Origin of the sequence: Acinetobacter sp. V110_1 (assembly GCF_031798975.1) — a bacterium.
GTDB lineage: Bacteria > Pseudomonadota > Gammaproteobacteria > Pseudomonadales > Moraxellaceae > Acinetobacter > Acinetobacter nosocomialis_A.
The window spans coordinates 57,704-78,254 of record NZ_JAVQNN010000017.1 but is presented as its reverse complement, the minus strand read 5'-3'; the positions used below and the strand labels follow the sequence as shown (position 1 = coordinate 78,254).

15 protein-coding genes are annotated in these 20,551 nt (G+C 39.3%); 8 read left to right on the top strand and 7 right to left on the bottom strand.

Annotated elements, in window-relative coordinates:
- Positions 1–34: 34 nt before the first annotated feature.
- A complete protein-coding gene (locus tag RMA95_RS06510; protein WP_311069938.1) occupies positions 35–610 on the bottom strand; it encodes a DUF805 domain-containing protein in 576 nt (191 codons plus the stop codon).
- A gap of 294 nt (positions 611–904) precedes the next feature.
- On the opposite strand from RMA95_RS06510, the gene acs reads away from it, so the two are divergent.
- Entirely contained in the window at positions 905–2,854 is a 1,950-nt protein-coding gene (acs, locus tag RMA95_RS06505) for an acetate--CoA ligase (protein ID WP_311069937.1), read from the top strand.
- Between the two features lie 43 nt (positions 2,855–2,897).
- Here the strand turns inward: acs and RMA95_RS06500 are convergent, their stop codons facing one another.
- On the bottom strand, positions 2,898–3,440 hold the full coding sequence (locus tag RMA95_RS06500; RefSeq protein ID WP_311069936.1) for a cysteine hydrolase family protein: 543 nt from the start codon (positions 3,438–3,440) through the stop codon (positions 2,898–2,900).
- Positions 3,441–3,545: 105 nt separating this feature from the next.
- Between RMA95_RS06500 and RMA95_RS06495 the strand changes: the two genes are divergently transcribed.
- A complete protein-coding gene (locus tag RMA95_RS06495) occupies positions 3,546–3,959 on the top strand; it encodes an Lrp/AsnC family transcriptional regulator (RefSeq protein WP_263614804.1) in 414 nt (137 codons plus the stop codon).
- A 92-nt stretch (positions 3,960–4,051) separates the two neighbouring features.
- Here the strand turns inward: RMA95_RS06495 and sfnG are convergent, their stop codons facing one another.
- Positions 4,052–5,164: a dimethylsulfone monooxygenase SfnG gene (gene sfnG, locus RMA95_RS06490; RefSeq protein ID WP_311069935.1), complete on the bottom strand. Its 1,113-nt coding sequence runs from the start codon at positions 5,162–5,164 to the stop codon at positions 4,052–4,054.
- 44 nt (positions 5,165–5,208) lie between these two features.
- The gene (gene msuE / locus RMA95_RS06485) at positions 5,209–5,946 is read right to left on the bottom strand and encodes an FMN reductase (protein ID WP_031955587.1); all 738 of its coding nucleotides are present in this window, start codon (positions 5,944–5,946) and stop codon (positions 5,209–5,211) included.
- Positions 5,947–6,321: 375 nt separating this feature from the next.
- On the opposite strand from msuE, the gene RMA95_RS06480 reads away from it, so the two are divergent.
- On the top strand, positions 6,322–6,972 hold the full coding sequence (locus RMA95_RS06480; RefSeq protein ID WP_031955588.1) for a response regulator transcription factor: 651 nt from the start codon (positions 6,322–6,324) through the stop codon (positions 6,970–6,972).
- A 44-nt stretch (positions 6,973–7,016) separates the two neighbouring features.
- Here RMA95_RS06480 and RMA95_RS06475 read toward each other — a convergent pair whose 3' ends face one another.
- Positions 7,017–7,784, bottom strand: a complete 768-nt coding sequence (locus RMA95_RS06475; protein ID WP_311069934.1) for a hypothetical protein — start codon at positions 7,782–7,784, stop codon at positions 7,017–7,019.
- 378 nt (positions 7,785–8,162) lie between these two features.
- Positions 8,163–11,660: a PAS domain-containing hybrid sensor histidine kinase/response regulator gene (locus RMA95_RS06470; protein WP_311069933.1), complete on the bottom strand. Its 3,498-nt coding sequence runs from the start codon at positions 11,658–11,660 to the stop codon at positions 8,163–8,165.
- Between the two features lie 183 nt (positions 11,661–11,843).
- Here RMA95_RS06470 and RMA95_RS06465 point away from each other — a divergent pair, with 183 nt between their 5' ends.
- The 4 genes from RMA95_RS06465 to RMA95_RS06450 all read left to right on the top strand — a co-directional run bounded on the left by RMA95_RS06465 (position 11,844) and on the right by RMA95_RS06450 (position 16,887).
- Positions 11,844–12,176 (top strand): DUF485 domain-containing protein, encoded by a 333-nt coding sequence (locus tag RMA95_RS06465; protein WP_170248029.1) that lies wholly within the window; start codon positions 11,844–11,846, stop codon positions 12,174–12,176.
- A gap of 1 nt (position 12,177) precedes the next feature.
- Entirely contained in the window at positions 12,178–13,893 is a 1,716-nt protein-coding gene (locus RMA95_RS06460) for a cation acetate symporter (protein ID WP_263614801.1), read from the top strand.
- Between the two features lie 169 nt (positions 13,894–14,062).
- Positions 14,063–14,755: an ion channel gene (locus RMA95_RS06455; protein WP_311069932.1), complete on the top strand. Its 693-nt coding sequence runs from the start codon at positions 14,063–14,065 to the stop codon at positions 14,753–14,755.
- A gap of 164 nt (positions 14,756–14,919) precedes the next feature.
- Positions 14,920–16,887, top strand: coding sequence for a choline BCCT transporter BetT (locus RMA95_RS06450; RefSeq protein ID WP_311069931.1), 1,968 nt, complete (start codon positions 14,920–14,922; stop codon positions 16,885–16,887).
- A gap of 58 nt (positions 16,888–16,945) precedes the next feature.
- On the opposite strand, the gene omp33-36 is transcribed toward RMA95_RS06450, so the two are convergent.
- On the bottom strand, positions 16,946–17,827 hold the full coding sequence (gene omp33-36, locus RMA95_RS06445; protein ID WP_311069930.1) for a porin Omp33-36: 882 nt from the start codon (positions 17,825–17,827) through the stop codon (positions 16,946–16,948).
- A 991-nt stretch (positions 17,828–18,818) separates the two neighbouring features.
- Between omp33-36 and RMA95_RS06440 the strand changes: the two genes are divergently transcribed.
- Positions 18,819–20,525 (top strand): GGDEF domain-containing protein, encoded by a 1,707-nt coding sequence (locus RMA95_RS06440; protein ID WP_311069968.1) that lies wholly within the window; start codon positions 18,819–18,821, stop codon positions 20,523–20,525.
- Positions 20,526–20,551: the final 26 nt, after the last annotated feature.

The window sequence follows — 20,551 nt, the reverse complement described above, 5'->3', positions numbered from 1 at the left end:
AATGAGTTCAACTAAATAATAAAGTGTTTTTTAATTAAAAGTATTGCGTTCCTTTTTGTAAGATTTGTGTTGGTGTTTCTAGGGTATCGGTCCCAGAGAAATAATAAAAAAAGCCTGCTGTGGAAATGAGACTAATTAAAATAGCTAACAAAATAAGCCAAGCCATCAGTTTTTCTATAAATGTTGAAGGTCGAGCTGGACCATATTGATTAGTGCCTGCTGTACCAGAGGCAAGCAGTAGATAGATCATGAAAAAGAACTGTACGACTGGAATAAATAACAGCAGCCCCATCCAGCCACTTTTATTTAAATCGTGTAAACGTCTAACAACGAGAACAATATTTAAATAAATCAAAAATAGCCAAAAAGCCCAGACCACTAAAGCACTTACGCCAGAAAGAGAACTGTAAAACTCAAAATTAAATAGATTACTTGAAAGCTGAAAACTTCCAAGAAATGAAGCCAAAATGAAATAACCTATAAGGGTGACTAAATAAATTAGGCCATAACCACCCAAATAACTCATGCGGTTAAAGCGACCATGAATTGAAAACGGGCTGTCTTTAAATGGAAGTTGTGGTGGACGTGAAGAGGGTGTTTCGGCAAACATATTATTTTATTCCTGTGCTGCGTCTAAAAGCTAAAATAATCTTTGTTGATGGTCAAAACCATCAAATCTTCAAAAAATTATAAAAGTAAAAGCTATAGACAAATGTTTTAAATCAACTTAATTTTATAAAAATGTTCACAATTTCGTATGTTTGAGTAAGTGGTCAATATATGACCAAAGTCGGATTGTTTTGACTTTGAGAGAGTCATCATACTGAAAAGGCATACAAATAAGATCCAGTAAAATAATAGCCACAGTCTCGAGATGGGATGCACAAGATCAAGGAAGTTGCGTATGAATGAGATCTATCCAGTACCAGAGGAATTTAAAAAAACTGCTCGTACTGTTGAAGCAGACTACTTTAAACGTTATCAACACTCTATCGAGAACCCAGATGAATTCTGGGCAGAGCAAGCTAAAATTGTCGATTGGATAAAGCCATTTACCCAAGTTAAAAATACCAGTTTTGACAAAGACAATTTCAAGATTGAATGGTTTGCTGATGGTGAGTTGAACGTATCAGCAAACTGCTTGGACAGGCATCTTAAAGAGCATCCTCATAAACCTGCAATTATTTGGGAAGGAGACCATCCTTCTCGTCATAAAATTGTTTCTTATAAAGAATTACATGATGAAGTCTGCCGCTTTGCCAACGTTTTAAAGAAATATGGCATTGGTAAAGGTGACCGCGTTGTGTTGTATATGCCAATGGTGACAGAAGCTGCAATTGCCATGTTAGCCTGTGCTCGTATTGGTGCGGTGCACTGCGTGGTATTTGGCGGTTTTTCGCCAGACTCATTGGCAAGTCGTATTGAAGACAGCCAAGCTAAACTGGTGATTACCGCAGACTCAAGTCTACGTGCTGGCAAACTATTACCCCTGAAAGAAAACGTCGATTTGGCTTTAGCATTGCCGGGTACCGAGTGCGTTGAAAACGTAATTGTGGTTTACCGCAATGCAAACCCAATTGAAATGAAGCCAGGCCGTGATTTGTGGTATCACCTTATTATTATGGAGGTGGATGCTGACTGTCCTCCAGAACCAATGAAGGCAGAAGACCCTTTATTTATTCTTTATACCTCAGGCTCAACAGGAAAACCCAAAGGGGTATTGCATACCACAGGCGGTTATCTGGTCTATGTAACCAGTACTTTTAAAGAAGTCTTCGATTTAAAACAAGACGATGTGTATTGGTGTACAGCCGATATTGGTTGGATTACAGGGCATAGTTATCTGATTTATGGTCCGTTGGCAAATGGTACGACCACCTTAATGTTCGAAGGTGTACCTCAATATCCAACATGGGCACGTCTTGGTCATGTGGTCGATAAACATAAAGTCTCTATTCTATATACAGCGCCAACCGCGATTCGTGCCATGATGCGAGAAGGCGATTCGTATGTACGTGAAAGTAACCGTAGTAGCCTGCGTTTGTTAGGTTCAGTGGGTGAACCTATTAATCCTGAAGCTTGGAACTGGTACTACAACGTTGTTGGTGAAGGCCGTTGCCCGATTGTTGATACATGGTGGCAAACTGAAACAGGTGGTATTTTGATTGCGCCATTACCGGGTGCAACGGCATTAAAACCGGGTTCGGCAACGCGTCCGTTATTTGGTATTCAACCCGCCATTGTAGATGGTGAAGGTAATGAGCTAGAGGATGCGGCTGAAGGTAATCTTGTAATTAAAGATTCATGGCCGGGTCAGATGCGTACCATTTGGGGTGACCCAGATCGCTTTATTGAAGCTTACTTCTCGACCTTTAAAAATACTTATTTTACAGGTGATGGTGCTCGCCGTGATGAAGATGGTTATTACTGGATTACAGGTCGTGTTGACGATGTCTTAAACGTTTCAGGCCACCGTTTAGGTACGGCTGAAATTGAAAGTGCTCTTGTTTCGCATGAGTCAGTAGCAGAAGCAGCCGTAGTAGGTATGCCGCATGATATTAAAGGTCAGGGTATTTGTACTTTTGTGACCTTACAAGCGGGTGTTCCAGAGTCGGAAGAACTGCGTAAAGAGTTAATTAACTGGGTACGTAAAGTACTCGGGCCAGTAGCTTCGCCAGATGCCCTGCACTGGGCGCCAGCATTACCAAAAACCCGTTCGGGTAAAATCATGCGCCGTATTTTAAGAAAAATTGCGGCAAATGAGCTGGATAGTTTAGGTGATACTTCTACGTTGGCTGAACCTGCTGTGGTAGATCAGTTAATCACCACAGTTTATCCCGATAAGCAAAAATAATCTCTAAGAAAAGCCCCATTTGGGGCTTTTTTATTAAGCTTTATTAAGCGTTTGCTAAAAAGTCAGCAGTATTTTGTACATTTGCAAACGTACTAAGCGCAGTTAAAAAAGCTGTTTGTACGTCTTCTGCTTTTGTAGTCTTTCCAGCATAGCTTAAGTCACGTGTTGCGGTAGCATCTGCAATTAAGATGGGCTGATAACCTAACTCTTTGGCTGCACGTGTGCCAGAATCAATACAAATATGTGTCATCATACCTGTGATCACGAGTTGTTCAATTTGGTGTGCTTTTAAAAGTTCTTTTAAATTGGTTTCTAAAAAACTGTTTGGATAATGCTTTGTCACGATTAATGAATCACTGCCAGCACTGAGTTCTGGATGAAGTAACACTCCATCTGTATTTTCTTGAAAGAAGCTGGCTTGTGGCGGGTTAATATGCTGCACATAAATAATGGGTAAGTTTTTCTCGTTAAAATATTGTTCCAGCTGCTTTATTTTATCGAGCGCTTGATCTGGCCCAACCAATTCCATTTTGCCATTTTTAAAATAATCATTTTGAACATCGATAACTAACAGTGCTTGTTTCATGAGAACACTCTTGTTCATATAAGATAAAACAAGGTTATTCTCTGTCAGTAAAATCGGCTATAGTCCTATGAAAGCATTAACGCTAGTTTTCTTTCGCCATGAAAAATGAATATTGAATTAGACCCGATTGATCTAAAAATTATTGCATTACTCAAACAAGATTCTCGTCTGACAAATAAAGAAATCGGGCAGCGAGTTCACCGGACGGGGCAGGCTGTGGGTGCTCGAATTGCTCAATTAATGGATGCTGGGGTTATCAAAAACTACACCATTGCCGTTCACTATTCGTATAAACAATTTATTCATTTGCATTTAAATGAACAACGCGCTTTTGAAGAAATTGAAAATTTAGTGAAGCAATACGAACAAATCGATGAATGCTTTAAAGTCATGGGCAATGCTTGTTATATGATAGTCAGTCATTTTGAACCTGCAGCATTAAATGAATTTATTGAGGTTCTTTCAAAATGGTGCCGATATTCGGTTGAAACAGTCGTTCGAGAAGTTGAGAAACCTTAAAAAATAAAAGCTCCAAGCCGAGTCTTGGAGCCAATAAAACTTTATTTTAATTTGTTGTTTTTATTATCTTGCGCTGTTTTAACTGGAGTTTTTTAGGCTGATTTCGCTTGGATTTCTACCTCCTTTTCCTGTTGAAGTTCTAACTGACGAACGAGCGGCAGCACTTTTTCTCCGAAATATTCCACCTCTTCAATAAAGTGTAAGAATCCAGAAAGTACCAAATCGACACCTACATTTTTAAGCGCCACAATACGCTCTGCAATTTGCTGAGGTGTACCAATTAAATTGGTTTTAAAGCCATCGTTGTATTGAACTAAATCTTCAAAAGTTGATTTTGCCCAGTTACCTTGTTGCTCTGGAGAAGCTGCACCTGCTTCACGAGTTGCATCGCCAAACGCATTTACTGCTTCAGTGTTGGCTTTATCAATAATTTCTTGAAGTACTGCTTTTGCTTCTTCTTCGGTATCTCGGGCAATAATGAACGCATTTACACCAATTTTAACCTGATGGTTATTGGCTTTTGCTTTGGTACGAATGTCTTCTACTTGTTTTTGAATTTCTTCGACGGTATTGCCGTTGGTGAAATACCAGTCAGAAACGCGAGAAGCCATGTCACGTGCAGCACGTGAGCTACCACCTTGGAAAACTTCAATATAAGGCTTTTGCAAAGGTTTCGGTTTAAGCGTGTAGTTTTGGAACTGGTAGTATTTACCATCGAAACTATAGTTGTCGGTGGTCCAGATTCCTTTTAGCGTGCGAATAAATTCTTCGGAGCGGACATAACGTTCATCATGCTCAGGCCACTCTTCACCAATGGCATCAAACTCGCCTCTAAACCAACCACTCACCACGTTAATCGCAATACGGCCTTGAGTTAAATAGTCGATTGTCGCGAGTTGTTTTGCTGCAAGTGCCGGTTTCCAAGGGCCGGGCAGAATCGCAGCAATCACTTTAAGTTTTTCAGTTTTTGCAAGTAATGCATGACTGAAACTCACAGATTCATGCTGGTTTTCTGCCCCATAGCCCGCCGTAAAACGAATTTGGGTGAGCGCATATTCAAAACCATTGTTTTCAGCAGCCTGTGCAAGTCGAACATTGTAGTCATAACTCCAGTCTGTACGCTGTTCGATGTTACTTACTACAAGGCCTCCGCTTACATTTGGTACCCAATAAGCAAATTTAATCGGTTGTTGTAATTGCGTCATGGTGCGCTCTCCCCATTCGTTATTTTTATTTAGCCATGTTGAGCTTAGGCAACATGCGTTAATGATTTGCCAGACTTGTGATGCAAACGAGACTCTGCTGCATCAAGATTTGGTACAGCCGCTGAAGGTAATACTTCTTCTTGCTCAATTTGCTTGTTAATACCTAGCTCTTGATTCGCTTGCTGGGTCTTAGATTTGATCACCTCGGCACGTTTACCTTTTGCTGGCGCCCATTCTAAAATTGGTAATGCACGCGCTACTGCTAGGGTAATACGGTCAGCTAATTGCTCACTTTTCACTGTATATTCAGGGGTAAAGTCACGATCTGTCGCGTATACGCCAATTGGTAAAGTTTGCGCTTGGAAGAAGCTAAACAATGGGCGGAGTTGGTGTTCGAGTACGAGTGCATGACGATCACTACCGCCTGATGCAGCTAAAAGTACAGGCACATCGACCAATGCCGTTTGTTCAACAAAGTCGAAAAAGTGTTTGAAAAGACCTGTGAAAGAAGCACGGTAAACAGGAGTACCGACAATTAGAGCATCTGCTGCTTCAACTGCTGCAAGGTCATCTTGTACACGCTGTGGAAGTTGGTTGCGATAAAATGCACCGCCTAATAATGGTCCAATTTCACTTAATTTAATAAAGTGAACTTTAATATCAATTGCTTCAGATAACTCATCAAGAATGGCCTGAACCAGACTTTCGGTTTTAGATGGGGTATTTAATCCACCAGAAACGGCAACAATATTTAAAGGTTTTGATGATGCGATACCAGTCATGATTTGGTTCCTAAGCCTAAAAAACAACATTGGACTTATTAATCAACAATGACGGCAAACTGTAAAATAACGAAATTGGTCAACCTTATCAGTTTTAAATATAAAACCTAAATAGTTGATTTTTATACTTTGTAATTTGTTTAAGTTGCTGTTTTTATTTCATATAATTATAGGTGATATATTTTTTATAATAAAAAGTAAGCTTATATAAAAAACAGATTAATTTTGATTAAAAGGTAAAAACATCTAAAAATTGAGGCTAAGTTCAGCATTTATCAACATTTTGCATAAAAATGGATAAGATGAGCATATCTTTCATCTAAATAGTAGGGTTACAATAGGCCATACTTATGCTCAAGATTACTTTAATCGCTTATGAATATTTTAATCGTTGATGATCATCCTTTGTTTCGTCATGCTTTAATTCAAGCAGTACGTTATAGCCTGCCACAGGCACAAATTCATGAAACAGCTTCGGTTGATGAGTTTTATGAGCGTTTGGAAAATGGGGCAGAACCTGATCTGGTATTACTCGATTTAAATTTACCGGGTGCTTCAGGCTTTTCGGCTCTGGTCTATGTAAGAGCACAATATCCAGCTATTCCTATTATTGTGGTTTCTGCACACGAAGAAGCTTCAATTATTCAACGTGCGATTGCACATGGTGCAATGGGTTATATTCCTAAATCGGCTCATCCAAGTCATATTGGCGAAGCGATTCGTCAAGTTCTAGATGGCGAAATCTGGTTACCACCAAACCTACCATCAAATATTAATCTTGACCCGCGAGCGGCAGATGAAACTGCTTTGGCTGAACGTATTCAGTCTTTAACGCCTCAGCAATTCCGTGTTTTGATGATGGTTGCAGAAGGCTTGTTAAATAAACAAATCGCTTATGAGCTCGATGTTTCAGAAGCCACTATTAAAGCCCATGTAACCGCTATTTTTAGAAAATTAGGCGTACAAAATCGTACTCAGGCTGTATTGGCAATTAGCGCATTAAATATTGAAGATAAGAAAATCTAAAAATAAAAAAAGACCTCAATTGAGGTCTTTTTTATATGTTCCACTTAGGCAAGGCAATCTTGCTTTGGTGTTAGGCTGTCGCAGTACAGAGGGTTAAGCGCACATTGCAAATCATCAATTTGTTCTTGGGTCACATAGCCTTTGCTTTTTAAATATTCAGCTACACGGTCATCACGCAAGCTTAAGAAAGCTGCATCATAAACGCCTAAATCAACAAACAAAGCAGCTGTTTCCAGACTGTTGAATCGATCAAGGAAAATGTCATTGCCATACATTAAGAAGATATGGTCAAGTTTCGCTTTTTCATCTACATGCAAACGTTCAGCAAGTTGATGTGGAGGTGTTTTAATAAAGAGCAAGTCAGAAAGCTCATCAAATTGAGTCATATCTAACTGGTTTTCTCCAAGTTTGACATGACCTAGCCAAGCTTTGAAAACCAGAACAGCACCACCACGGAGTAGCATGCTCCAGATTTGATGGCGTGTCTCATGGTCAAGATTTTCACTTTCAGCAGTAAGGACTTTTAAGAAGTTCTCTTCTTGTTGCGCTAACTTGTCGAATAAGCCCAAGCCTTGTGGATGATAAGCAGCAGGTGCAAATACATCAAAATTTAGATCGTGAAATACATTAAGCGCGAGTGGGACTGCACACTGATAAATTGTGTTAAGTGCTTTGATATGTGCTTCGCTTAGCTTGCTATGTGGGAAAATACTCTGCCAATCTAATTCTGGAAGTAAGGCATTGGCACTGTATTGACGATAAAATTGTTGAGATGAAAGTTGCCCTTGCGGGTTGTTATCAGAAATATTCATGGCAGTGGTCCTTTGCGTTAATTCATGAGCAGGGGTGCGATAAGGCAAAATAAATTTTCAGACGAATAAAATGCGTTTTGAATATTTATGTGTCATGCAGAAAGCAAGTAGAATACGACTAAAGTCGTATATGGTGGTTTTTAGTAAATAAATAATTATAAAAACAATGCTTTATTAAATTGTAACTAGGTGTACACGTGTTCACTTACAAAAAAGGTGGGCTTTGCCATAGAAAAAGAGTCTTTGGAAATTTTGGTCAATAATTTATTAGGTAAAAGTAAACTTTTTGAGCAGTTCTGCCTATTGGCTTAAATTTAGCCAAACATTTTTGCCAAGAATCGCTCCCAAACCTATAAAAGGTTGAGGAGCGAAAAAAGATTAGTCTGCTGTGCTGGCAATTTTAAGCCCAGATAACCAAGCTCTTAATGAGGCAGGTTTAAGTGGTTTTTTAAGTAAAACAATATTCAGCTCTTTAAGTTGCTGCGGTAACTCAGGGTGAGAATCTGCTGTAATTAAAGCAACGGGAACATCTTCTTGACGATTTTGATTAATAAAATCCACGCCTAGCTGGTTGTTATTCAAGTGTTGGTCAATGAGCCAAACCTGAATATTTTCTTTTTGAATAATGTCTAAAGCCTGCTCAGGTTCGGTAGCTTTGAACACCTGATAACCCCATCGACCTAATAAACTACTCATACCCTCTAAAATAGTTTCATCGTTGTCTAAGCATAAAATACGGTAAGCTTTAGTTTTTAAAGGCACTGCTTGTACAGGCGGAGTTGCAACTTTTGGTGGCTCGACAATAGGCACTTCAATCATAAAACATGAGCCTTTGCCCAACTCCGAGTACACATGAACTGGGTAATTGAGCAAACCTGTCATACGTTGGACGATGGCAAGCCCTAACCCTAAACCTTGTTCACCCCAAGGTGATAAATGCCCACAACGTTCAAACTCTTGGAAAAGCTTAATTCGTTGTTCTTCAGCAATACCTGGTCCAGTATCCCAAACGCCAATTCGTATATGATTCGGCTGTTGTGCAGAACGAAGCACACCAACCACCACTCGACCTTTGGCGGTATAGCGTAAGGCATTGCTGACAAAGTTCTGAATAATACGACGGATCCACTGTGGGTCGGTATCAATCCAGAACGACACATCATGAACTTTTAATGAAATGTTCCGCTGTGCAGCGATCGATTTAAACTGCAACTCAAGGTCACTGAGTAAATCATGCAAAGGATAAGGCTGTCTTTTTGGCTGGATACTGCCACCTTCTAAACGAGCGATGTCGAGCAGGGCAGACAGCATACTTTCGGCACCATAGAGTGCTCGGTCAAGTTGTTGTAAGGTTTGGCGGTCTTCCTCTGTCGAAATACTTTGCTCAAGAACAGTACTAAACAGACGAGCCGCATGCATAGGTTGCAATAAGTCGTGACTTGCCGCGGCAATAAATCGACTTTTTGACATATTGGCCATATCAGCTTGTTCACGTGCAAGCTGTTGTTCTGTTAAGGCATCAGCAAGCTGCTGGGTTCGATCTTTTACACGAGCTTCAAGGACTGCTTCGTTCGCACGGAAAGCGGTAATGTCAGCAAATGTCGTCACAAAGCCACCACCAGAAATAGGGTTGCCTCGCATTTGAATTACACGGCCATCTTTACGGATACGTTCGAACTCGTGGGCGCTGCCGACTTTCATCCAGTGAAGACGTTTGCGTACATGCTCTTCGACTGAACCGGGGCCACATTCGCCGCGTTCAGCGTTATAACGAATCAGGTCGGCAATTGGGCAGCCGACATAAACAAGGTCTTTTGGATAACCAAATAGTTTTAAATATTGGTTGTTCCACGCGACCAGACACATATTTTTATCAACCACACTTACTCCTTGGGTCATGTGGTCAATCATGGTCATAAGTAGGTTCTGATTAAAACGTTGCCATTGTGAGGCTTGGTCTAAAATATTAGCGACTTGTCCTAAAGCGAGACCGTTATTAATCATTGCTGTAGTCAGCAATGTACGTGCAGAAGCGGCACCAATAATACCTGCCAGATATTGCTCGGTAAAACGCCACCACATGCCATTGGCAATACTATTTGGGTTAAGGGTGAGGTGGTTTTGCTCACAAAAGTTTTCGAACGCTTGTGTAGTGGGTTGCTCACCTGTAATTCTTTTGGCTAAGGCAAATAAATCACCTACTTTTAAGCGAGCTGCATCATGGGGGAGGTAGGTTAAATCAGTAGATGTATGCGGTGATGGTAACGGCTTGGTTTCATAATAAAAAAAGCTTTCTGCCTGAATTTGTTCGGCCACACTTGGTCGGTAAAGCTTAGAAATCCAGATATATAAAAGAATATTTAAACCGAGCGACCAAATCACGCCGTGTGTTAAAGGTGCAAATGACTCAAAACCAAATAGAGACTCTGGGCGTAAGGCATTAATGCCAAAAGGACCAAAAAGCAAGATACTTTGAGCAGCATCCTGATAGGCTTCAGGCAAGCTACGTAAAATCGTTGGAAATAGTAAAGTATAACTCCACATTAAAAATCCAATGATGAGTCCTGCATAAACACCTTGGCGGCTTCCACCTCGCCAATACAATCCCCCAATGAGTGCAGGTGCAAATTGTGCTACCGCACTAAAAGCCAGTAAACCAAATACTGAAAGTTGGTTAATATCATTAAAGAAGTGGAAGAATAAAAAGCCAAGCAGCATCACCGCAACAATACTGATACGACGGCTAAATTTAAGAACTTTAGGTAAATGTTTGTCGTGACGTGACAGCAACTTAAAACGCCACAAGGCTGGCATAATTAGGTCGTTACTGAGCATGATAGACAAAGCAACTGATGACACCAGTAACATACCTGTTGATGCAGAGAACCCGCCTAAAAAGGCCAGTAAGGCGAGCCACTCTTGGTTATAACTTAAAGGCAAGGACAGTACAGCCACATCGGGCACAGTCAGGAACTTTGGTGCGGCATGCAAAGCCCAACTTGCAATTGGAATAATGGCAAGAATAGTTAAAATGAGATAAACCGCGAACCATTTACGAGCACCGCGAATATGCTTTTCATCGCGTAGTTCAACCACTGCCACGTGGAACTGACGTGGTAAACAAATAATGGCTAAGCCTGCCAGTAAGGTTTGAATCCAGAAAGTTTCAGGGACACCAAAGAGTTGTACTTCTTGAAAAGTCTGGTTTACATCCGAGGTCATTTGGCTGAGGTTAGCCGGTGATTCAAAAATAAAAAATAAAGCGACACAAAGTAAGGCAAATAACTTCACAAATGACTCAAATGCAACCGCCAGCATGAGTCCACCGTGTTGTTCTGTGTTTGCAATCTGCCTTGTACCAAAAATCATGGCTAAAATCGCAAGCACACTGGTGAGCAATAACACGCTGTTAGTCGTCGTATGAATATGCGAGCTTTGCTCCATAATGACAGAGGTACTTAAAGCAATCGCACGGAGCTGTAACGCGAGATAGGGAATAATCGCAATAACGGCAAGAATAGTCACTAATGAGGCCAGTACACCACTTTTACCATAGCGTGCTGCGACAAAGTCAGCGATTGACGAAATCGCATGATGCTGGCGAACTCGACCTAAACGCCGCCAGATATCATAACCAAACCAGACAAATAACAGTGGACCCAAATAAATAGGCAAGAAGATGACGCCTTCACGTACGGCAGCGCCAGTTGCACCATAAAATGTCCATGAAGAGCAGTAGACACCTAAAGTTAAACTAAATAAAAACATGCGGCCACGTGTGCCGAGACGACTGGCATGCTTCTCACCAAAAAAAGCACAGACAAATAAAAGCGCAATATAAAGAGTGAGAACCCCAATAATCAGCCAGCTGTTCATATGACCTACATAAGTGAAACCTTATGTCTATCATACCCCAAGCCGAAACAAAGCTATAAATTGATTAAATTTTAACGACCAAAGTCTAAGTTACGACTAAGCTGGAATCTTGCTAACTTTAATTATGAAAAAATACATTAAAAAAAAGTGACCAAGGTTGGGCACTAGGTAAGGAGTTTGGTTATGGATCAGAGCCAAGTAGAACAGATTCTACACAATCCAAAGTTTCAAAAAATGGTCAAGAAAAAAAGTGCATTAAGCTGGACGCTCACCATCATCATGCTAGTGCTGTATGTGGGCTTTATGCTACTTGTGGGCTACAACAAAGAATTTTTGATGAGTTCCTTTAGTGGTGGTGTAACGACATGGGGTATCCCGCTTGGTTTAGGAATTATTGTTTTATCTTTCCTACTCTGTGGTGTCTATTCCTATATCGCAAATAATACCCTTGACCAGTTGAGTGAAGAAGCGTTGAAGGAAGTTGAAGCCATCACGCACGAGAAAGGATTACACTAATATGAAATGGAACTCATTAAAAGCGAAAGCCCTATTGGGTGCAGCATCGCTATATTCAACAGTTGCTATGGCAAGCCCAGATTTAGGTGAAGCAGAGCAACAAGCAACCAACTGGCATGCCATTATCATGTTTGTCATCTTTGTTGGTTTCACACTGTTCATTACTAAATGGGCTGCAAAGCAAACCCAATCTGCACAAGATTTCTATACTGCGGGTGGTGGAATCAGTGGTTTCCAAAACGGTTTGGCAATTGCAGGTGACTATATGTCAGCGGCGTCATTCCTTGGTATTTCCGCAATGGTATTTAGCTCAGGTTTTGATGGCTTGCTCTATTCACTTGGATTCATGGTAGGTTGGCCAATCGTTTTATTCTTGGTAGCAGAGCGCTTACGTAACCTCGGTAAATATAACCTTTCCGATGTTGTGTCATTTCGTCTTGAAGAAAAACCAGTTCGTACTCTAGCTGCTTTTAGCTCGCTTGTTGTTGTCGCGTTTTACTTGATTGCGCAAATGGTGGGTGCAGGTCAGCTCATTAAATTGCTATTTGGTTTGAACTACAACATCGCTGTAGTCATCGTTGGTCTATTAATGATGGCCTATGTAATTTTTGGTGGCATGTTGGCAACCACATGGGTACAAATCATTAAAGCGGTCATGTTACTGAGCGGTGCGACCTTCATGGCATTCATGGTGATGAAAGCGGTTGGTTTTAGCTTCAGCAACATGTTCACCCAATCTATTGAAGTGTTTAGTAAAGTTCATAACGTAAGCTTTGAAGATGCTTCAAAAATTATGGGGCCAGGTAAACTTGCTGCAAATCCAATTGATGCTTTATCTCTTGGTTTAGCGCTTATGTTTGGTACTGCAGGTCTTCCACATATTCTTATGCGTTTCTTCACTGTAAAAGATGCAAAAGAAGCACGTAAGTCGGTTGTGGTAGCAACAGGTTTCATTGGTTACTTCTACCTTTTAACTTTCATTATTGGTTTTGGTGCGATCTTGTTCGTATCAAACAACCCGCAATTCCTTGATGTTGCAAAAATGGCAGTGTCAGGCAAGCTTGAGCTGGTTGGTGGTAACAACATGGCGGCTGTGCATCTAAGTGACGCTTTAGGCGGTGACTTGTTCATGGGCTTCATTTCAGCAGTAGCGTTCGCAACGATTCTTGCTGTTGTTGCTGGTTTAACACTTTCAGGTGCGTCTGCAATTTCGCACGACTTATACGCTAACGTATTTAAGAAAGGTCAAACGACTCCAGCTTCTGAACTTCGTATGTCAAAAATCGCAACACTTGGTTTAGCAATCTTTGCCATGATTTTGGGTATTTTGTTTGAAAAACAAAACGTAGCATTCATGGTAGGTTTGGCATTCTCTGTAGCATGTTGTGCAAACTTCCCGGTACTTGTTCTTTCAATGTTCTGGAAAGGTTTGACTACACGTGGTGCAGTTATCGGTGGTGTGGTTGGCTTGGTAACAGCGGTTGTACTGATCATCTTGTCTAAAGCAGTGTGGGTTGATACGTTAAAAATCTCTGATACACCAATCAATCCATTTAACGGTCCTGCATTATTTGCGATGCCATTGTCTTTCCTTTGCTGCTGGTTCTTCTCAGTGACTGACAACTCAGCACGTGCGAAAAAAGAACGCGCTTCTTTCGATGCACAATATGTACGTTCAATGACAGGTATTGGGGCTTCTGGCGCATCGGATCACTAATCAAAATATATTGAACATCTCATAAAAAGCCCTACGGGGCTTTTTTTGTTTCTCTTGTATGGCTTACTCAAAAGAAGCTCCTTAATAAAGAACAACTTGTTTATCCTATTTTTTGTACAGTATGATTTTCTATAATTCAAAACATAAAGAAAAAATGGAAAATAATTAAATGCGATCTATCATCGAGTTTTGGGCAGGCTTTCGATTGTTGCCTTCGGCATGGTTGCTGTTTGTGCAGTTCATTTTACTTATTCTTGCCATGCTGACTTTTGATAATGAGGCGTATAGAACCTTCACTTGGGCATTGGGAGTTCTCGCTTTACTCATTATTGCTAAGGTTATTCGTCAGACCCCCATGTTCACTTTTCTGGGCCTCACATTTGTAAGTGGGGCAATTGTATCTTCAGTTTTTATTTTATTAGGCTACAGCAATTTAACGATCCAGATTTTTGCCCATAGTTGTGAAGCGTTAGCTTATTTCTCGGCAGCTTATGGTTTATTTCGTTATATGTTTGCCGACCGATATCTAACACGGGATGAATTGTTTGCAGCAGCAGCTGTTTTTACCCTAATCGCTTGGGGTTTTGCATTTTTATACAACATTTGTCAGCTATTAATTCCCAATAGCTTTCAAAATCCAAACCATGTCCATCACATACAAACTTGGCTAGATTTACTGTTTTTAAGCTTTAGTTTGCAGTCAGCAACAGGGCTGTCTGACCTCATGCCTCTTAGCCCACCAGCACGTGTTCTAGCGATGTTACAAATGTTTTGTGGCGTTATGTACTTGGCATTAATTGTTACACGTTTAATCGCTTTACAGTACATCTCACACGCACCTAAAAAGAATTCTGATAAATAAAGAAGGAGGTGTTGAGTTTATTTACACCTTTGTAACTGCAATATTATTTAAGTTTACTTAAAGTATTATCGGCTTTCTCTATTGAAAGATATAACTTTGTTCATTCCTGAATGTCTTTATTGGCTTTAAGCCTGTCATTTTCATTAAAATAATATGGAGGATTTATGCCTTCCAAACAAACGAGTTGGTTCGCAAATGTTAATCCCAATGTCTTTTTGGGTACGGTCATCATTATTGCTTTATTCCTAGCAGTTGTTGTGATCGCTCCGAGTTCTTTTGAACTTCTCACGCAGCAGTTAAAACAGTGGATCACTGATTCATTTAGCTGGTTTTATGTTTTATCGGTTGCTTTCTTTCTTATACTACTGATTTATATTGCCTGTTCTTCGATAGGTCGGATTAAATTAGGCCCTGACCATAGTCAGCCCGAATACAGTAACGGTTCATGGTTTGCCATGTTGTTTACTGCGGGTATGGGTATTGGCCTAATGTTCTTTGGTGTTGCTGAACCTGTCATGCACTATGTCAATCCACCAAGTGGAGATGCACAGACCATTGATGCAGCCCAACAAGCTCTACGTGTGACCTTTTTCCACTGGGGCTTACATGCATGGGCAATTTATGCTGTGGTCGGTTTAGCATTAGCTTATTTTGCTTATCGTCATAATTTGCCTCTAAAGACCCGTTCAGCTCTTTATCCACTCATTGGTAAAAAGATTTATGGTCCTTGGGGCGATAGCATTGATATATTTGCGACCATTGGTACGGTATTTGGTGTAGCGACTTCTCTGGGATTTGGTGTCACCCAGATTAACTCTGGTTTACATTATTTATTTGGTGTCGAGCAAAGTACCAATATCCAAGTTTTGCTCATTATTTTTGTGAGCATTTTAGCTTCATTATCTGTGTTCTTAGGCCTAGATAAAGGGGTTAAACGCTTATCAGAACTAAATCTAGTTTTAGCTTTAATATTATTAGTATTTGTCTTCATTGCTGGCCCTAGTATTTATTTACTTCAAACCACTATTCAAAACACTGGGCAATATATATCTAACCTTTTTACCATGACATTCAATTTATATGCTTATCAGCCAAATGGATGGATTGGGGGATGGACTATTTTATATTGGGCTTGGTGGATTTCATGGTCACCATTTGTGGGCATGTTTATCGCGAGGGTTTCACGTGGTCGTACCATTCGAGAGTTTATTGTAGGCGTTCTTCTTATTCCAACAGGCTTTACCATTATCTGGATGGGCTTTTTAGGAAATGCTGCGTTATTTAGCATTATTCATGAACATCAAACCACTCTCATTCAGGCTGTTCAGCAAGACTCATCAGTTGCACTGTTTGAATTCTTAGGGCACCTGCCATGGTCAGGTGTCATGAATGTTATTGCAACAATATTAGTTATTCTTTTCTTTGTAACTTCGGCTGACTCTGGTGCACTGGTTACTGATTACTTAACAGCAAAAACTGATAACTCACCGACGTGGCAACGTTTGTTTTGGACAGTACTCATGGCAGTGCTGGCTATTATTTTACTTTTAGCAGGTGGACTTGCTGCATTGCAGTCTTCAATCATTATGAGTGCATTACCATTTACTGTGGTCATGCTTTTAATGAGCTGGGGATTAATAAAAGCTTTGCATCTTGATGTCACAAAAATGCAAGCAATTCAGGAAGCCCGAATTACCCCACGTGCAATTCATAATCCGAGAAGCTGGCAGCAACGTTTAGGCCTAATCATGCACTATCCACATAGTGAAGAAGAGGTTAAGCAATATATTGAAAAGCAAGTTTATAGTGCTTTTGAAAATATTAAGCATGAGTTTAAGCGTCGCCACCTTGAGGTATCGATTAGTGAAGTTGAAGATGGTATGCAACTTCGAGTCGATCACCATCATGAAATTAATTTTATTTATAAAGTTGTTTCACGTGAAACAGTACCACCAAGTTTTTTAATTGGGCGTACAGAAGCTGAAGACGGGCAATATTTCCAAGCCGAGGTATTTTTGAGAGAGGGCGGACAAAACTATGATGTAATGGACTGGACTCAAGAGGATTTGATTCAGGATATTATTGACCAGTATGAGCGTCATTTACATTTCTTAAATATCGTACGAAGTTAACAACCATAAAAAAAGGACTCGATAGAGTCCTTTTTTTGAATTCAATTTCTAAATTAAATTAGAAACGGAATTTAGCATTTAAGCCGATAGTTTGTGTATCACGTGGGTTGCCATCTTTCGCATTTGCTTTAACGAAATCAGCACCAACTGCTATAGCAGGAGTGATGAAGTATTGAGTATGACCGCCCCAAACATGGTCGTAACCAGAATTAAATGCAGATACATCAGCAAAAGATGCACCAACGCTTAACTTAGGAGTTAGGAAAAGATCAGTTTTCATACCGTAAGCATTATCTTCAGCAAATAAAGCAAATGCTTCAAAACCAATCGCCATGTTAGTACCATCAATGTTTCCAACATATTTAGTACGAGCAGTTACAGCATCTTGTTTTTCATCAATAGCAACTGATTCACCAACTGCTTTAGCGATTCCGTATTTATTAACACCGAATGCATCTAAAGAAATTTGATCAGCAACACTTGTATAACCAACAGCAACTAAGAAGTTAGGTAACAACATTGCACCAGCTTCTAATGCATAACGGTCACCGTTGTCATCACTTACGCCATCTTTAAAATCATTGATAGTGTGGTTGTAAGATGCGCTAGCATAAACTGGTACGTAAGGAGTTGGAACGTATGCTTCACCTTTAACACCATAAGTGTGAGATTCAACGTTTACAGTGTCTTTCTCATCATATTTGATATAGTTATAAGCAACAGAAACGTTAGATGCTTGGTTTAAGAAAGCTGCTTCAGCTAAAGGACCTTTAGACGCATCAACATTTTTGAAGTAATAAGTACCTTGAGCAGTACCAGTGAAGTTTTTATCGTTTGCAGTTGTGTCAACATATTCAGATTGACCTTGAACTTCAAATTGATAAGCATGAGCACCGGTCATGGCTAATAATACAGCAGTGGCTAAACCAAGTTTTTTCATAATCATTTCCAGCGTTAACAAGAGATAAAGCTTGGGTCATTGTATTGTAACAATTTATGAAGTCAATAATAGATGAAACGGAATGTTAATGAAATTTGACACTTATGTTAAAAATGGTTAAAAAAAGACCAATTGAAGTGTTTTATGTCAACCTGCTAAAAAAATGAACATTAACAAGCAGCTAAACCTTAAGCTTCCTAAGGATTTGGCATTAAATAGTTTAAAAATAATTACATTTATAATTGGAAAAAATGATTTTATTAATCGGATTTAACGTTAATAAAAATGTCGATATGATTAATAAATAATCGATCAAACATTATTCTTGTTTCAATTTTTATATATTTTGAGTAATAGTTAACATTATTTTGATAAGTTTATCTAAATAATCTATCTATTTTGAATTATTATATAATTGAATAAGGCAAAAAAAATACGTTTTTAAATCAAAAAAACGATTAAAAAATTAATTCTGATCAATTTAATCAACTTTACAAAATTAGAGATAAGTCACACAATTCAATTGCAAAGTTCACTATCTAACATTTTTATAGTTAGCAGTGCTTTCCCAGATACGATGTGTTATCACATCAGACTTTACGAGCTCAGCTTTCCCCAAGGTTGAGCTTTTTTTTATCTATAAGAAAACATTAACATTTGTTAAAAAAATTACATGAAATTTCTTCTTTTTAGTTTGTATAAAAAGAATCCAGCTTAGCGCTGGGTTTCGGATGCTGGGAGTGGCATCCAAGAGGAAAAAGAATCTTTTTATAAGATTGCGAAATTTACTTCAGCTGTAAAATGGAGTTTTGCTATAGCCATCATTTGCTCTTTCGATCAGATTTTTATGAAATACCAACAATGAATGCGTATATTGCGTTATTCAAACTTTGTTGCTGAACTTCTGCTCATTAAAGTGCTAGGATGCGAGTTAATTACTTCATTCTATAGTTGTGATGATGGTAGGACATTTACGGAGTACCAGCTAGAAATGTCAGGATTACGTTCAGAACATATCAGTAATCGACTATTTTTCTTCATGTTGGTCATTATTCTGTCCTTACTGTTTATGGCTGTGCCTCTTATTGTTAGCAGTTATCAAGAGTATTTAAAAACTAAACAAGCTTTGGTTGAAATCAAAAGCTTAAAATCGATTGCTGAAGTTGCAAATAAGGTATCTAAAGAGCGTGCACCAGCAAATAAATTAATGTCGAGTAACGCTACCGACTTTTTAAAAAATCAGAAGAAGCTAAAAGAATACCGACTTACTGTCGATCAGCAAATTAATGAAACTATTCGTATTTTAAAGGAAGAAGGCTATTCCGATTTAGCAAATACTTTAGATACTAAATTTAAAGATGATTTGAAGCAGGCGCGGGCTGTCGTCGACTACTATGCTGCAACACCTGAACAGGCACGAACCTCTATGCAATTCGATCATGCAATTTTGGGTATGTTCGGTGCTTGGGATAGTTGCCGAGAAATTTTGCAAAAGCTCATGTTGCAGTTAAAAAGTAAAGACAGTCAAATTAATAACTATTTTACTTTGATTGTTGTATTAACCGATATGCGTGATCAGGCTGGTCGCACCGCATCTAATGTTATTGCACCAGTGACGTTTAAAGAAACCATACCCAATGATAATCGGGCGCGCTCTTTGCAGACTCAACAGCAAGCTCGGTACTTATGGGCACTTGTAGATACGCTACAGTCTGAGCAGGCCAAGACTCCAGAATATCATCGCCTTTATGCGAGAGTTAAAACTGAATTTTTAGATAAAGGCGTGCCTATTGTTGGTCAACTTTTAGAAGAAAGCCAAAAAAATGAGGCTTATCATTTAAATGGAACTGAACTGACAGACCAAATTGTTGATAAATTTACAACAGTCATCGATTTACAAAACTTCCTACTTAATAAAAGTGTCTTTATCGCTTCTCAAGAAAATTATTTGGCAAAAAAGAAATTCTTTCTGACTTTGCTTATTTCTAGCATATCGTTAGCGGCTGCTTTACTTACCTTAATTTATGCAAAGAGAAGGGTATTTGAGCCCCTTATTCAGGCCCGAACCTTAATTCTTGATTTGTCTCATAGCAAAGATTATCCGGTAGATGAGTTGAATCCTAAAAAGGGTGAGTTTATTTCACTATTTGAAGCGATTGACCGTTTACAAAGAATGCTTAAGCAGCGAGATGCTTTTGAATTCCAACTTAAAAATATTGCAAATACAGACCCTTTAACAGGTGTATCCAATCGTTTGGCTTTATCTGAATATCTAAAAATTGTAGAGAGCTACCCTCAAAAATTTTCACAAACTTGTTTAATGATTATTGATATAGATCGCTTTAAAGATGTGAATGACCAATATGGTCATATTGTCGGTGATCAAGTGATTAAACGTATTGCAGATCAATTAAAAGTGAATGTGCGCGCTTCGGATTTAATCGTTCGTTATGGTGGCGATGAGTTCTTAATCTTATTAGAACAGATACCATTTTTAGATGCACGTCTCTTGGCTGAAAAAATTCGTATTGCGATTTCTTTAGAAGAAGTTAATTTATCTAATACGCATGAAAAATTGCATGTATCGGTCAGTATTGGTTTTGCGATTGGAGCAACAAGCTGGATGGAACTGTTAGAAAAAGCAGACCGTTCACTTTTAAAAGCTAAAGCTCGGGGCCGAAATGTTGTAGAGGGATAAAAAAGCCGGAAAATGATTTCCGGCTT